We start from the raw sequence: 13,729 nt of genomic DNA, 5'->3' as shown, positions 1-13,729 counted from the left end.
AAAGTTGTGGCGCATGAGTTCGCGGTGTCAGCCAAGCTTCGCCATAAAGCGCCAGCTTCTCTGGATATTTCTGTGCCTTCGCACCCATGGAGAAGCTAGGCACAGCACTAAGCTGAATACCCCACTATTTCAATATGCGGCGATTACACAGGAATTGGGGTAAGGCGTGAGGCGCACTTTTTCCCGATTTCTAAATTTGAGTGCTGATCAACCAACTTCAAAAAAAGATTACACATGACTATCCGTATTGCACTGAATCACCAGACCCATTACAACTTTGATCGCGCCGTGAATTTGTGGCCACATGAAATTCGGCTGCGGCCTGCGGTACATAGCCGCACGCCAATTTTAAGTTATTCGCTCAACGTCGAGCCTGCCGGTCACTTTCTGAACTGGCAGCAGGATCCATTTGGTAACTGGGTCGCTCGTCTGGTGTTTCCAGAAAAAGCCGAATCGTTGAAAATTACGGTTGATCTGGTCGCTGACATGACTGTGATCAACCCATTTGATTTCTTCATGGATGAAACCGCTGAAAATTACCCCTTTGAATATCCAGATGGCTTGAAGCGTGAACTTGGTCCCTACCTGGAAGCAGACCCCGCCCCGCCTTTGTTCACGGACTGGCTGGCGCGAACAAGGTCTGAGTTGCTCAGTAAGCCGCTACGCACGATCGATATGCTGGTGGCAGTCAACCAGCGTGTCAAAGATGAAGTCGGTTATATTGTTCGACTTGAAGCCGGGGTGCAAACACCGGAACAAACTTTGACATTCAAGTTCGGTTCCTGCCGCGATTCAGCCTGGCTTCTGGTCCAGGCACTGCGCCATTTGGGACTGGCTGCACGCTTTGCATCGGGTTATCTGATCCAATTAAAGGCAGATGTCGCAGCACTCGATGGTCCATCCGGAACTGACCACGATTTCACTGATCTGCATGCCTGGACAGAAGTTTATATACCGGGGGCTGGCTGGATCGGTCTCGATCCGACTTCAGGTCTTTTGGCTGGCGAAGGACATATTCCGCTAGCCTGCACGGCGATACCTTCTTCGGCAGCTCCGGTAACTGGTGTCACCGAAGTTTGCGAATCACGCTTTGATTTTGCCATGAGCGTGATTCGCATCCATGAAGATCCACGCGTAACCAAGCCATACACCGAGGCACAATGGCAAGCCATACTGGACTTGGGTCATCAGGTCGATATTGAATTGAACAAACATGACGTGCGACTTACCATGGGTGGGGAACCGACCTTTGTTTCTATCGATGATATGGAGGGGCCGGAATGGAATTACACTGCACTCTCAGACAAGAAGCGGGAACTTTCTGGAAAGTTGCTCAATCGCCTTCAAGGACATTTTGCACCGGGTGCAATGTTGCATTTCGGCCAGGGCAAGTGGTATCCCGGAGAACCACTGCCTCGCTGGGCGCTTGGTTGTTACTGGCGTCTTGATGGTGAACCGCTGTGGCGTGACCGCACTCTTCTGGTCACTGCTGACTGTGTCGGCGCACAACAGACCAAGGATGCGCAAAATTTCATGCAGCACCTTGCCCGCGAACTTGAATTGGATGAACGCTTTGTGATCACGGCATTTGAAGATGTGATCCAGATTATCACTCAGGAGCAATGCTGGCCGGAAAATCTGGATCCGCTCAAATCAGACTTAACAAAAACCGATGAACGGCGGCGACAAGCAAAGTTGATTGAACGCGGGTTGGGTGAACCTGCAGGCTACGTATTGCCGCTCAAGGCATTGCCAGCCAAAACTGCTCAACGTACCGCAAAAGCCCTGGTTTCAGCAGGTTTTCGCTCGAGTCCATGGCCATTGCGACGTGAGCATCTTTATTTGACGGCGGGGGATTCGCCACTGGGTCTGCGTCTGCCGTTGGCATCTTTACCTTGGATAGCAGAAAAGGAAGAGGAATTCGGTCGCGATCCATTCGATGCAACAAGTGAAACACCTGATGTCAAATCTACCTCAAAAAAAACAAAGGTATCAAAAGCATCTTCGCCAGAGGACAACAACGATCCACATGAAATTATCCACACTGCCTTATGTGCCGAAGTGCGGACTGGCGTTTTATGTGTTTTTCTGCCACCAGTGCCTTTGCTAGAAGATTTCTTGGTATTGATCACAGCCATAGAAAACACTGCCGCCGCGTTAAAGTTACCGCTACGACTGGAGGGATATACCCCGCCTGTAGATCCACGCATCAGAGAGTTCCGTATCACCCCTGATCCCGGCGTTATTGAGGTTAACATTCATCCATCCGCCAACTGGTCTCAACTCGTGAAGAATACGGAAACGCTCTATGAGGAAGCGCGTTTATGCCGTTTGGGCACAGAAAAGTTCATGCTGGACGGACGGCATACAGGAACAGGCGGAGGCAACCATGTTACGTTAGGTGCGGCAATGCCCGTTGACTCACCCTGTCTTAGGCGACCGGATGTGCTGATGAGTCTGATTACCTATTGGCAGCATCATCCGGCGCTGTCCTATTTGTTCTCTGGTCTGTTCATTGGACCTACAAGCCAGGCACCTCGCGTAGATGAAGCTCGTCATGAAAGCCTGTACGAGTTGGAAATCGCCTTTCAACAAATGGCAGAACACCTCAAACCTGGAGAAGAGAGCACACAGCCGTGGTTGGTGGACCGTTTACTGCGTAATCTGCTGGTGGATCTGTCCGGAAATACACACCGCGCGGAATTCTGTATCGACAAACTGTATTCGCCAGACAGTCCGACCGGTCGCCTGGGCCTCGTCGAGTTCCGCGGTTTCGAAATGCCGCCACATGCGCAGATGTCGCTGCTGCAAATGTTATTACTGCGTGCGTTAGTTGCGCGTTTTTGGCAAGTGCCCTATAAAGGCAACCTTAATCGATGGGGAACAGAATTGCATGATCGCTACATGATGCCGCATTTTGTAGCAGAGGACATGAAAGATGTCGTACTGGATTTGCGGTGTTCCGGCTACGCTTTTGATTTCGACTGGTTTGCACCTTTCCTTGAGTTTCGCTTTCCTCGCTTCGGCACCGTCGTGCATCAGAACATTGAAATCGAATTGCGTCAGGCCATTGAACCTTGGCATGTGCTAGGTGAAGAAGTCGCCGCTGGCGGTACAGCGCGCTACGTCGACTCATCTCTTGAGCGTATGCAAGTCAAAGTGCGTTTTATGAACGACAACCGACACGTCCTGGCCTGCAATGGTCGTCCACTACCGCTAACATGCACTGGCACTCGTGGCGAATATGTTGCTGCCGTGCGCTACCGTGCCTGGGCACCTCCTTCAGGATTGCATCCGACCATAGGCGTGCAGGCCCCCCTTGTGTTCGATCTGGTGGATACCTGGAGCGGACGTTCAATCGGTGGTTGTACCTACCACGTTATCCACCCTGGTGGTCGAAATTACGACACCTTTCCTGTCAATGCCAACGAGGCTGAGGCACGACGCGTTGCACGTTTCTGGAGTCATGGGCACACCCCAGGGCCTATGCACGTACGACGTGAAGGACGCAGTCCGGATTATCCGCTGACCCTTGATTTGCGCCGTGCACCTGAACAGGTCATGGAAAGTATACCCGGCAAGTTGATGCAGCAGCAATAAGAGAAACGCAGTCCAGCAGGATAGGGCGCACTGCATCGCTTGCGTTGCAACCCTGACGCCGGTTTTATGCAAGCAAACTTACTTGCACATTCACCTGCATCCTAGGCATTCTTGTGCCTGATCCAATAAAACTACCAGAGACTGGCGGCACTGTTTCCGGGTCGCGAGCAACCGCAACTGCGATATGCCGGTTACCAGTTACTTCACCGGAAGTAGGATCGAAGCCCTTCCAACCTGTGCCGGGTAAATATATTTCTACCCAGGCGTGAGTAGTGGCAAAGCCGGCCTCGGTTGCGGGAGCGTGCAAATATCCGCTGACAAAACGACTGGCAAAACCCAGGCAACGACAAGCCTCGATAAACAACGTGGCATAATCGCGGCAAGATCCACTGCGCTGGGCCAGCGTTTGCGCCGGTGATTGGACGCCTGCTTCCTCTCTCATTTGATAATGAAATTGGCTATTGATGGCCTGATTCAATTTGACCAACAGGCCAAAAGTCTGCATGCCGCATATCTTCTGTTGTTTCAGCCAGTCATTGATGATTTGGCTGTCGTTGACGAAAATGGGATGTTGAAAAACTGCCAGATCAATTTGTTCGCCGACCGAATAGGAAAAAGGATAATTCACCGCATAATCTTCGAGCAGGAAGTCGTAAGGTGGCGGCGCATAATGCTGGATGATGACTTCACTGGCTATAGTCAGTTTATCAGAGCGCTCAAGAAAGTTTACAATTGCCAAAGAATTATCGAACACATCCCGATGCCATTTTATATTTTGCGCAGGCGTAATGACCAGTTTGGATGTCTCGATACGCACATCGTGCCCTTCCCGCGGACGGAGCAAAAGCCGGTGCGGATTGAGTATGACATGAGTTGGAAAAAGATATTCCGTCAGGTGTTTAATGTGCAATCTCTGCATGACATTTATTTCGGTTCAACATCCAGCATTTCGACGTTAACTTTCATCTCCTTCGGGTACAATGCCGGACCAAACTGATTGAATATGGCCACATCAGCGGCATCACGTCCATAAGCCACAGTGACACGCCCACCTTTCAGGGTAGGTTGGGTTGCATCAAAAGTATACCAGCGACCTCCTACATAAGCTTCAAACCAAGCATGAAAGTCCATGGGCTCAAGTTTATGCAAATACCCCACCACCATACGTGCCGGAATGCACATGCCACGGCATAACGCTATACCCAGATGCGTGAGTTCACGGCACACACCCTCACGCCGCTCATTGACCTCGACCGCAGATAGTTGAAAGTACGTGGAATACGGATTAAAACTAATATTGTCACGTATCCACGTTACTATGGCAGCCACTTGATCATAACCTGGTGTTGCGCCTGCCACTATTTCCCGACCCAAATCTATAAACTTGTCTGACTCGCAGTAACGTGTGGGTAAGAGATAGGTGAGCACTGAATCAGGTAAGTTTTGCACATCCTCGAAAGGCACACCTGGATTTACGTCGATGCAGTCAACCGTCAAAATATCCGCAGTTGTGTGGATAGAGAACTCGCCTGGCGGAGCCACCAGGCGTTGGCAAAGGTTGCCAAAATTATCTGTATATTCAATGGCTGGCACACTGGGCTTCAAAGTATATGACTCTCTTGCTACCCATTGTTGTATCCCGCTGCGCGGACGCAGCATAAGAATAAAAGGAGTAGCCACGCTCACATCAAAAGTAATACCACATCCTGTACGAAGCCACATCACTGTTTTCCTTTTAACTATGTCACTGTCTAATAGTTATTCATATCAATCAATAAGATAAATATTCGATGAAAACAAAATAATTCCAGACTGGTTCTTAACAGGCTGTTAATGGACAGGTCTTCTCCCGGTGTTGGGGTGGGGCAGACAGTAAAATTTGGTATGGAGATGTTGCAAGGCCGTGCGCAATCCTTCTTCGATAACCGGATGGTAAAACGGCATTTCAAGCATCTGCGTGATTGTCATTTTGCTCTGCAATGCCCAGGAAAGAAGATGCGCCAAATGCTCGGCGGCAGGAGTCAGCATTTCCGCGCCCAGAAAGCGGTCAGTCATCGGATCTCCGTAGACATTCAACAGGCCCTTGTTTTTGAGCAGGATACGCGCACGGCCCTGATTCTCGAAACTCGCTTGACCGGTAGCGAAGGTACCGGTTTTCATTGAGTGGAATCCTCCACCTATGATACCGATCTGGGGATCGGTAAATACGATCCCGATGGGCGCCCGGCGCAAGCTTGGAGTCACAGGCTTGCCCAGCGCAAGCAATGCAGCATTTTTGCCTGCAATAACCCCCTCGTCAATGGCTTCGTGAAGAAGCGGGATGAAGTTGCTGGCATCGCCCGCGATAAAAATCGGACTTGCTCCGTCTGTGCTCTCTGTCCGAGTGGTTTCCGGGTCGAATAAAGGCACCCCTTTAACGTCGAGCCTGAGCGAGGTCTGGATGAGATCAATACCTGTGACATTAGGGATACGCCCGGTGGAAGCCAGGACATAATCAAAATATTCGGTCTTTTGGTGGGAGCCGTCGGGTCTTGAGCGATGAATGGCAACGCGGTCGCCGTCCCGTAGCATGGCAGCAATGTGGGCGTCCGGTTCCAGAGTGAATTCTTCGTTGAAGGTCGAGATAGCGTAAGAACGTATCTCCGGGTCACTGATAGGACCGACACTGCCTCCTCGTCCAAGTACGACAACATGAACGCCCAACCGATGCAGAGCCTGACCCATTTCCAGACCGATAATTCCCGGACCAATCACGGCCACAGATTTGGGCAGATCGAGCCAGTTAAATATGTCGTCACTGATGATCAGGCGGTCACCCAGCGCCTTGAACGAATCGGGATAGTCGGCGCGGGAACCGGTTGCGATAACGATACTTTTTGCTGTCAGGCGGGTATGGTCATCGACCGCAATCGTATGATTGTTTAAAAAACGTGCGTGGCCATGAATACGGTTTTCTTCGGGAATAGCTTGCGTTTCGCGCAACACGAAACCAATAAATCGATCGCGCTCGCGTTGGATGCGATCCATGACCCTGCGGCCATCAATGCGGATAACACCCTCCACTTGGATGCCAAACCCCGAGGCCTTCCCAATGGCATGGGCAGCTTCGGCTGCGGCAATGAGAAGTTTGCTCGGCATGCAGCCTACGCGCGCGCAGGTGGTGCCATAATTGCTCTCTTCAATAATTGCAGTGCGCGCTCCTGCGGCTATCGCTGCGTGGTAGGCGCCAAGACCTGCAGTGCCGGCGCCGATGACAGCAACATCAACCCGTACGGTTTTCATGTCCTGCCGGATGCCGATTCAGACTGCTTTGCGTGCGGTAAAATACGTTTCCAGATCATCCGCGCTGCCGATGAGTTTGCCGCCGATAAAGACCTGTGGCCAAGTGCTGCTACCAGAAACTGCGCGCAACGTGCTTGAAGTGATGTGCTTGCCAAGACTGATTTCGTCGTAGACAACTCCCTTGGATTCGAGTAATGCCTTGGCACGTGCACAGTAAGGGCAACCGGGTTTGGAAAAAATCAGCACGGGTTCTGGCACGACAACCTTCGGGTTGATGTATTTGATCATGGTTTCGGCATCGGAAACTTCGAGTGGGTCGCCTTCCTTTTCCGGTTCGATGAATATTTTTTCGATCACGCCATTCTTGACCAACATGGAATAACGCCAAGAACGCTTGCCAAATCCAACATCGGATTTGTCCACCAGTAATCCCATCCCGGCGGCGAATTCGCCGTTTCCGTCCGGAATCATCTTCAAGTTATCGGCTCCTTGATCCTTCTGCCATTCGTTCATCACAAAGGCATCATTCACTGCCAGGCAGACGATCTCATTCACCCCATTGGCTCGGAAGAGATTGGCTAATTCCTTGTAGCGCGGCAGGTGTGTGCCCGAACACGTCGGCGTATAGGCACCGGGCAGAGCAAACACGACAACGGTTTGTCCGTGGAAAAGTTCGTCCGTAGTCACGTCTTTCCACTGGCTATTAGTGCGGGTTTTAAATGTCACCCTGGGGACGGGTTTACCTTCTAGGCTCTTGGCGCTGGGTAGCATGTTTTATTCCTTGGCTGTACGTGATCTGTTTGGGCTAATTGCTATTTTGATTCGTGTTCATGAACTGTGCGGCTACCTGGGAGCAATCCTTGAGCATGCATGGCCTCAGATTCGTTATGAGTATGGGCAATGACAATCCAATGTCCAAGGCTGATGGCATCTTTTATTTCCGCTCCAATATCCATTTCCATTGTTTTTTCATGGGTATTAAGATCGCTCAAACCGAGTCCCATCGCACCTCCCCCTCCCACCAAACCACCACTCAGCGCACCAACGCCCAGTGTCGACAAAGCGACAACCAACGGTCCCGCCGCCAACAACCCAACGCCACCCGTCAAAGCCATACCAGTGATGATTACCAATCCGGGAATCGATCCCAATGCGGCACCTCCCAAAGCACCTTTCGCAGTTTTAAGCGCGTCCCATTCTTCCTTGATATTTTCCTGCCAATGCGGCTGCTCTCGCCCGAGCAAACTGATTTGGTCGTTGGTAAAACCCTCTTTGTTCAATAAAGCCACAGCGGTGCCGACATCGGCGAATCTTGGATAAATAACGAAAGTTTTATAACGGAAACTCCCCATATGTGGTGCTGCTTTACTCGTGGGTGAATGTTTTTCAGTAGTAGACATTGTTTTCATTGGGTTTCCTTTTGGTAATCGAATGAGAAGTGCCTGACACGGAAACTATTGCGACCCTCATGTCATGCGGCATCTTTCAGGGTTCATGCTGCCTAAACGATCACAGTTTTTCTGTGCAGTAACACACATAACACGGGCCAGAAACATGGCGCAGTCCACCCTGTGATCTTTGACATCGGCCCCAGGTTGACGGTTGAGGGGAATACCCAAAAAGCAAAGAGGTAATTGGGCAAATGCTGGATGACGCGAAATATGTGCCGCATTTGGCTCATCCCAGTTACCACGCAGCAGCATTGACCCTGGCTCAAGCCGGGGTTGCTGTGCTACGGTGCAATTCGTGACAGGTTCCATTATGGACCCATATGGGCTAGAATGAATTGTTATCTATGGGAGAATCACCATGTCCATCAATGTCAAACTCTCTGAATCCCTGGTCGATCAGGCTCGGCGTCATGCGGTGATCCAGCATCGGTCTTTGCCTAAGCAGATCGAATATTGGTCACAAATCGGAAAGATTGCCGAGGAGAATCCTGATTTGCCATTTTCCCTGATCCGGGAAATTCTGATTGCTGACCAGGAAGCGCCTGTTGGCGAATATCAGTTTGGCTGATGAAAATTCTCGTTACCGCGACCTTTGACCGGGTCGTCAAGAAAATGCATCGTCAGCAGAAAGTGGAACTGGATGAGGCGGTCCGCTGTATTGCCGCAGATCCTCTCATTGGAGAGGCCAAGGTGGGGGATCTCCTTGGAATTCGGGTCTACAAGTTTCGCATGGTCAATCAGTTGACGCTGCTGGCATATCGGGTATTGGACGAGGACAGCGTGAAACTGCTCACGGTAGGTTCACACGAGAATTTCTACCGTGACCTCAGGCGCTGATAACTGATTACTTCTTCGCCACAGCTGCTTTGAAAGAGGCACCGGCGGAGAACTTCGGCACGGAACTCTCTGGAATAGCCAGTTTCTCACCGGTACGAGGATTTTTTCCTTCGCGGGCAGCACGAATGGTCGTTCTGAATGATCCGAATCCGGGCAGAGCGACATCTTCACCCTTGGTCAGCGTTTCGATGATGGTTTCGAGGGTGGCATTCAAGGCCCGTCCGGCATCAGCCTTGGTGATTTCGGCTTTTTTGGCGATGTGATCGATCAGTTCGGTCTTGTTCATGTCTGGCATTCCCTTGGTTTGAAAACCCGGAGTATAGACGCTCTTGGCTCAGAGGGTTACGCTGGCTGGTACCTGACTGTGGTGCAAGCGCGGAAATGCCCATTCTGCGCATCAGAGAGCGCACATGAAGCCTGCCCAACTCATGTCCCTGTTTGACCAGTGCCCGGCAAAGTTGGCGCGAGCCCATGAACGGAAAGTCCAGATGCAACTTGTCGATGGCGTTCATAATCGCCAGGTCCGTCGCGCTGGTCGGCTTTGGCAGGGTAGTAAACGGAACCACGACTGATGTTCAGCAACTTGGCCCGGCGCATTTCAGGATACTTGTCGCTTCACTTTCTAAGTTTTTTATTCTACTTCCAAAGAGCATCCCCCTGAAAATCCATCAAAATAACTGATCACACTCAACGCGGCACTATTGCGAATGGCTTGGAACCAGTGGGGTGAGAAGCGGTAGATTCACAAGACAGCCTTTGAATGACACATGCAAGATTGGTTGATCTATATTGCGACAGCAATGAAGCTATCGGCGTTCTGTTTTACAATGTTGCCATTTGTTCGGATATGGGAAAATTAAATGCCTTGCATTAATCCTGGATCCGTGTTCTTTGATCCGGAAATAATATTCAATAATTTGAATTAATGAGATAATTCGTTATATGAATTCTTCGCCCAAACGAACATGGCACACTTTGAAGTCCAGGAATTCGAGAAACTGAATCTGATCTCTTATTAAAGTCTGGCGCAGAATGTGTCCAGAAAGCGGCGGTTTTCCGGACTTTGGTTGGATTTCCAAGTGTTACTGAGGTGCCTGAAATGCCTTGGGAAATTTTGGCAGATCGGGGTTCATGAAATCCCAATGCGCTGCACTTGAAGTATAAATGTCGAGCATGGGCTTAAAGAGCGAGGGATCGTCAAGGGTTCCTGCGCGAAGTCCCAATAGATTTGTAAAATTCCCTAATTTGGCAAATAACTGGGAACCACAATTGGGGCAAAATCCCCGACTTATTTTATTTCTGCTATCCGCAGTTGACTCATAGTATTTTACCGTGCCACTGATCTTTACCGTTTTCTCTGGAACAAACAGAGCTGGTGTAAAAGCGCCCCCCGAAGTTCTCTGGCAATCACGACAATGACAATTGCCCGAGAAAACTACCTCCCCGGTGGATTCATAGCGAACATTCCCGCAGAGGCAACCACCAGCCAGTATTTTAGTCATAATACCCCCCCATAATTTATGGAAAATTTTTTGTGTATGCCTGACATTGAGTGCCGTTAGTTCGCATTTTTCTCGTCGATGATCCGAGTGAGGACTGTTGGAGCAATGAGTCTATGCAACGGCATCACCGGAAGCATATAAATTCGTCCCAGCAGGTTGTGAATGTGGACAACCGTTGTCACCGAGACGGACTGAATCCCTTTTTGGTCAAGAGGGTGTTTGTATACGGAGAGTACGACATCCAGATGCTTGTCGCGATCTCCCAAGAGCACCTCATTGGGGGAATTGGAAAAGAGTGTGAAGATCCCTACTCGATCTCCAGGCGCGTAAGTTGACGCAGGCTTTGATGGGTTCAATTTTCCAAGACTACCAAGGTCTTTCAAGCCGACAAACTGAACGATCTTGTTCCGCAAAGCCATGAGTGAATGAATCCAGGTCGGAGTGTTTGCCAAGGCAGTCAGGAAATAGCCAAGCGCCGTGCGTGTGGTGTCCGGAACGGAAATAATATAACAATCGTGGAAATACGCACCGGACAGTCGTGCGTTGATTGCACTTTCTGAAGGGACATCGGAGGATGCGGCGTGTGGTTTCATGGTGACCTACTTGGTGAAGGAAAGAAAATTTTCGTCAAGATTTCAGTGATTGGCAACCTTCCGCCAAATGGGTTTCCACGACAAAGGGAGGGGCTGACCCCCGCAGGATAGTATTTCCCGCCGAACAGAGTCCCGCCAGAATCCGGGGGACGAGGCTATTGAAAATTTCGGTAATGCCCCCGTCAGATAGGCAAATCGCGCCGCCGGTCAACAGTCCCGCCAGTCCATGAACCACCGACCAGGTATAGAGTTCGGCCCCCGTCCTGTCTTCAACCGCCAGTACTTTCTCTGCCACAAGATCGTCAAGTGCCGCCTGAAGCAGTTGGTAGGGGGATGTCTCTTCTGTCCTAGGCTCCGCCTGCAATGGCATGCCGAACATCACCTGAAAGTGGAGGGGATTGTTCACGGCGAAAGTGACATAAGCCAGACCCAATGCCTGGAATGCCGCTAGGGCAGGGCTCTCTGGATTGAGAGAACGGGCTTCTGCCGTGGCGTGTTCCATCTGCAGGGCGAGACGCTGAAATCCGTCCATGGCCACCGCATTCAGCAGATCTTCCTTGCTGGAGAAATGCCGATAAGCGGCACTGGGCGATACCCCGACATGGGCCGCTGCTTCCCGTAGGCTGAATCCCGCTACGCCATGCTGAGCGATTAGAGCAACTGCTGCCTCGATCAGGGCTTGCCCCAAATTTCCGTGATGATACTGGCTTCTTTTTTCCATGTGAGCAATGTTGACATTTTTTATGGTCAAATGTAAAGTGAATAATGATCACATTGAGGGGTAGGTATGAAATTTCCATCTTTCTTGCTTTGGGCCAATGGCCTGTTATTCGCCCTGTTCGGAGCGGGGTTTCTGATTCTGCCGGCACAGATGGCCATGCTGGTCACAGAATCAGCACCTGCCTCACCTGGCGGTTTAACCGACATGCGTGCCACCTACGGCGGACTGTCGCTGGGCATCGGGCTGTTTTTGGGTCACTGCGCACGAACGGGCGCATTCCGGTCTGGTTTGCTGGCGTCCTTGCTCATGCTCTCAAGTGCCGCACTGGGACGACTACTCGGCATCTATCTGGATGGAAAACCGACTTGGATGATAGTTCTGTTGCTCACCGCCGAGATTATTTTTGTGGGGTATCCAGCTTAATACGGTAACTATGATCGCCACGGATGAATTGGCACGGCAATATCGAGGGAAGAAGGCGCTTTACTGCGAGGTTTAGATGGTGCTGCGGGCTCTTGTTGCGGACCTTTTGGTTGTGGATTGGCGACGAGATCATGAAAGGGCATGGAATGCATTGCAACCGACTGTTCAATGAGACGAAAAAAGAGCATGCCTCGATGCGTGGACTTGCGCCGATTGAACCGAAAGGAAAATTCATCCAGATAAGCCTGCAGATGGTCTTCTTCGAAGGAGCCCTGATGCGTACCCATCAGCCAGCGCTTAACGAGCGCCGCGACACGGTGTACGCCCGGCAAAACCTCGTTGGCATCTTTACCGGATCCCTTGATAGATGTTCCGTGATGGATGTATTCGTCTTTGGCTGCGCCGGGATAGGATGGAAGCCCATCGGTGTAAATAGTCGAACCGGGTTTAATGTGATTCTGAATAAACATCTTGAGCGTTTCGGTTTCTGCGCTGGGAATAATCTGCAAGCGGCAGCGACCGAATCCCTTTGGCGAAAGCAATTCCACAGCGATAGCCACCAGCACCTTACCTTCGGCACCACGCCCGCGCTTGCCGTGCCGCACACCACCGAAAACGGTCTCATCTACTTCAACGTGTCCGGACAGCATGTCGTGCCCGGCATTACTGATTGCACACCGAAACCGGTGCAGCATCGCCCACGCAGTTTGATAAGAGCCAAACCCGAGGATTCGATGCAGCGTTTTGGCGGAGACGCCGTTTTTAGCGGAAGTCAGGTGCCAAGCTGCGGCAAACCAGACGGTAAGCGGAGTTCTGGTGCGATGGAAGATCGTGCCTGCTGTAGCGGACACGCGATTGCGGCACGCATCACACCACCATCGCCCATCCTTCATACGCCAGCCCTTGGTGCCGTGGCACGATGGGCAAGTGAAGACTCCCTTACAGCGAATCCAGTTCAGGTAGTCAAGACAGGCGGCATCATTGTGAAACCACGCCAGAAACTCGGCGTAGTTGCGAGGGTAGTCAATCCCAGCCTTTGGCGAGACAGGCAGGACTTTCGGCATGCTTGATTCCATTCTGAAATACTAACATTACCGTATTAAGCTGGATACCCCACTTATTTTTTCGGTATTGTCCGTTACAGCCCTGATCGTGTCGGATGACGAAAATGCTTGTGGAGCATAGCCATTGGAAAATTACCGGACTGCGCGAAAAGCCCCGTCGTTCAGGGCGGGGATGAATAGCGCGGATGCCGAAGGCATCCATCTTCGTTTCCTATAGTGGCGTTTGCTGTTGCTCGATATATTGTTTGATGATGCC

The 13,729-nt window shown here is 51.0% G+C and carries 16 protein-coding genes; 5 read left to right on the top strand and 11 right to left on the bottom strand.

All coding sequences use genetic code 11. The features are described 5' to 3' along the window. The first annotated feature begins 234 nt into the window (after positions 1-234). The gene (locus IV91_RS0111545) at positions 235-3,600 is read left to right on the top strand and encodes a transglutaminase family protein (protein WP_035417951.1); all 3,366 of its coding nucleotides are present in this window, start codon (positions 235-237) and stop codon (positions 3,598-3,600) included. A 64-nt stretch (positions 3,601-3,664) separates the two neighbouring features. Here IV91_RS0111545 and IV91_RS0111540 read toward each other — a convergent pair whose 3' ends face one another. The 5 genes from IV91_RS0111540 to IV91_RS16915 form a co-directional block, all read right to left on the bottom strand. Continuing rightward, positions 3,665-4,519: a transglutaminase family protein gene (locus IV91_RS0111540; protein WP_031598549.1), complete on the bottom strand. Its 855-nt coding sequence runs from the start codon at positions 4,517-4,519 to the stop codon at positions 3,665-3,667. Positions 4,520-4,524: 5 nt separating this feature from the next. Then, complete coding sequence (locus IV91_RS0111535) at positions 4,525-5,322, bottom strand: transglutaminase domain-containing protein (protein WP_031598548.1); 798 nt, start codon at positions 5,320-5,322, stop codon at positions 4,525-4,527. Between the two features lie 108 nt (positions 5,323-5,430). Beyond that, the gene (locus tag IV91_RS0111530; protein ID WP_051862629.1) at positions 5,431-6,882 is read right to left on the bottom strand and encodes a dihydrolipoyl dehydrogenase; all 1,452 of its coding nucleotides are present in this window, start codon (positions 6,880-6,882) and stop codon (positions 5,431-5,433) included. Between the two features lie 18 nt (positions 6,883-6,900). Next, positions 6,901-7,653 carry a glutathione peroxidase gene (locus tag IV91_RS0111525; protein ID WP_031598546.1) on the bottom strand — a complete coding sequence of 251 codons (753 nt, stop codon included), beginning with the start codon at positions 7,651-7,653 and terminating at the stop codon, positions 6,901-6,903. Between the two features lie 41 nt (positions 7,654-7,694). After that, positions 7,695-8,291 (bottom strand): hypothetical protein, encoded by a 597-nt coding sequence (locus IV91_RS16915; RefSeq protein WP_062188447.1) that lies wholly within the window; start codon positions 8,289-8,291, stop codon positions 7,695-7,697. A 400-nt stretch (positions 8,292-8,691) separates the two neighbouring features. On the opposite strand from IV91_RS16915, the gene IV91_RS0111510 reads away from it, so the two are divergent. Together IV91_RS0111510 and IV91_RS0111505 are read left to right on the top strand one after the other, a co-directional pair. Next, positions 8,692-8,901: a TA system antitoxin ParD family protein gene (locus IV91_RS0111510; RefSeq protein WP_031598540.1), complete on the top strand. Its 210-nt coding sequence runs from the start codon at positions 8,692-8,694 to the stop codon at positions 8,899-8,901. Continuing rightward, complete coding sequence (locus IV91_RS0111505) at positions 8,901-9,170, top strand: type II toxin-antitoxin system RelE/ParE family toxin (RefSeq protein WP_031598539.1); 270 nt, start codon at positions 8,901-8,903, stop codon at positions 9,168-9,170. Before IV91_RS0111510 ends, IV91_RS0111505 begins: the two co-directional genes overlap by 1 nt. A 7-nt stretch (positions 9,171-9,177) precedes the next feature. On the opposite strand, the gene IV91_RS0111500 is transcribed toward IV91_RS0111505, so the two are convergent. Both IV91_RS0111500 and IV91_RS19795 read right to left on the bottom strand, forming a co-directional pair. Further along, complete coding sequence (locus tag IV91_RS0111500) at positions 9,178-9,456, bottom strand: HU family DNA-binding protein (RefSeq protein WP_031598538.1); 279 nt, start codon at positions 9,454-9,456, stop codon at positions 9,178-9,180. After that, complete coding sequence (locus tag IV91_RS19795; protein ID WP_411463995.1) at positions 9,398-9,643, bottom strand: hypothetical protein; 246 nt, start codon at positions 9,641-9,643, stop codon at positions 9,398-9,400. Before IV91_RS19795 ends, IV91_RS0111500 begins: the two co-directional genes overlap by 59 nt. On the opposite strand from IV91_RS19795, the gene IV91_RS19170 reads away from it, so the two are divergent. Then, on the top strand, positions 9,581-9,742 hold the full coding sequence (locus tag IV91_RS19170) for a hypothetical protein (protein WP_227509515.1): 162 nt from the start codon (positions 9,581-9,583) through the stop codon (positions 9,740-9,742). The genes IV91_RS19795 and IV91_RS19170 overlap by 63 nt on opposite strands. A gap of 510 nt (positions 9,743-10,252) precedes the next feature. Here IV91_RS19170 and IV91_RS0111490 read toward each other — a convergent pair. From IV91_RS0111490 to IV91_RS0111480, 3 genes are read right to left on the bottom strand one after another with little or no spacing between them, the layout of a single operon-like run. Further along, complete coding sequence (locus IV91_RS0111490; protein ID WP_031598536.1) at positions 10,253-10,672, bottom strand: GFA family protein; 420 nt, start codon at positions 10,670-10,672, stop codon at positions 10,253-10,255. Between the two features lie 56 nt (positions 10,673-10,728). Then, positions 10,729-11,265, bottom strand: a complete 537-nt coding sequence (locus IV91_RS0111485) for a DUF2867 domain-containing protein (protein ID WP_031598534.1) — start codon at positions 11,263-11,265, stop codon at positions 10,729-10,731. 34 nt (positions 11,266-11,299) lie between these two features. Further along, entirely contained in the window at positions 11,300-11,986 is a 687-nt protein-coding gene (locus IV91_RS0111480) for a TetR/AcrR family transcriptional regulator (protein WP_051862628.1), read from the bottom strand. Between the two features lie 66 nt (positions 11,987-12,052). On the opposite strand from IV91_RS0111480, the gene IV91_RS0111475 reads away from it, so the two are divergent. Continuing rightward, a complete protein-coding gene (locus IV91_RS0111475; RefSeq protein WP_051862625.1) occupies positions 12,053-12,409 on the top strand; it encodes a DUF4345 family protein in 357 nt (118 codons plus the stop codon). A gap of 8 nt (positions 12,410-12,417) precedes the next feature. On the opposite strand, the gene IV91_RS0111470 is transcribed toward IV91_RS0111475, so the two are convergent. Continuing rightward, positions 12,418-13,485: an IS1595 family transposase gene (locus IV91_RS0111470; RefSeq protein WP_084190078.1), complete on the bottom strand. Its 1,068-nt coding sequence runs from the start codon at positions 13,483-13,485 to the stop codon at positions 12,418-12,420. Positions 13,486-13,729: the final 244 nt, after the last annotated feature.

Origin of the sequence: Ferrovum myxofaciens (assembly GCF_000735045.1) — a bacterium.
GTDB lineage: Bacteria > Pseudomonadota > Gammaproteobacteria > Burkholderiales > Ferrovaceae > Ferrovum > Ferrovum myxofaciens.
The sequence above is the reverse complement of the archived record's forward strand: the minus strand, read 5'-3'. Positions and strand labels throughout refer to the sequence as shown.

Coding starts and splice junctions, on each gene's coding strand:
- IV91_RS16915 (WP_062188447.1), bottom strand. CDS start 8,291: ATGAAAACAATGTCTACTACTGAAAAACATTCACCCACGAGTAAAGCA.
- IV91_RS0111545 (WP_035417951.1), top strand. CDS start 235: ATGACTATCCGTATTGCACTGAATCACCAGACCCATTACAACTTTGAT.
- IV91_RS0111505 (WP_031598539.1), top strand. CDS start 8,901: ATGAAAATTCTCGTTACCGCGACCTTTGACCGGGTCGTCAAGAAAATG.
- IV91_RS0111525 (WP_031598546.1), bottom strand. CDS start 7,653: ATGCTACCCAGCGCCAAGAGCCTAGAAGGTAAACCCGTCCCCAGGGTG.
- IV91_RS0111475 (WP_051862625.1), top strand. CDS start 12,053: ATGAAATTTCCATCTTTCTTGCTTTGGGCCAATGGCCTGTTATTCGCC.
- IV91_RS19795 (WP_411463995.1), bottom strand. CDS start 9,643: ATGGGCTCGCGCCAACTTTGCCGGGCACTGGTCAAACAGGGACATGAG.
- IV91_RS0111540 (WP_031598549.1), bottom strand. CDS start 4,519: ATGCAGAGATTGCACATTAAACACCTGACGGAATATCTTTTTCCAACT.
- IV91_RS0111500 (WP_031598538.1), bottom strand. CDS start 9,456: ATGAACAAGACCGAACTGATCGATCACATCGCCAAAAAAGCCGAAATC.
- IV91_RS0111470 (WP_084190078.1), bottom strand. CDS start 13,485: ATGGAATCAAGCATGCCGAAAGTCCTGCCTGTCTCGCCAAAGGCTGGG.
- IV91_RS0111530 (WP_051862629.1), bottom strand. CDS start 6,882: ATGAAAACCGTACGGGTTGATGTTGCTGTCATCGGCGCCGGCACTGCA.
- IV91_RS0111490 (WP_031598536.1), bottom strand. CDS start 10,672: ATGACTAAAATACTGGCTGGTGGTTGCCTCTGCGGGAATGTTCGCTAT.
- IV91_RS0111480 (WP_051862628.1), bottom strand. CDS start 11,986: ATGGAAAAAAGAAGCCAGTATCATCACGGAAATTTGGGGCAAGCCCTG.
- IV91_RS19170 (WP_227509515.1), top strand. CDS start 9,581: ATGAAGCCTGCCCAACTCATGTCCCTGTTTGACCAGTGCCCGGCAAAG.
- IV91_RS0111485 (WP_031598534.1), bottom strand. CDS start 11,265: ATGAAACCACACGCCGCATCCTCCGATGTCCCTTCAGAAAGTGCAATC.
- IV91_RS0111510 (WP_031598540.1), top strand. CDS start 8,692: ATGTCCATCAATGTCAAACTCTCTGAATCCCTGGTCGATCAGGCTCGG.
- IV91_RS0111535 (WP_031598548.1), bottom strand. CDS start 5,322: ATGTGGCTTCGTACAGGATGTGGTATTACTTTTGATGTGAGCGTGGCT.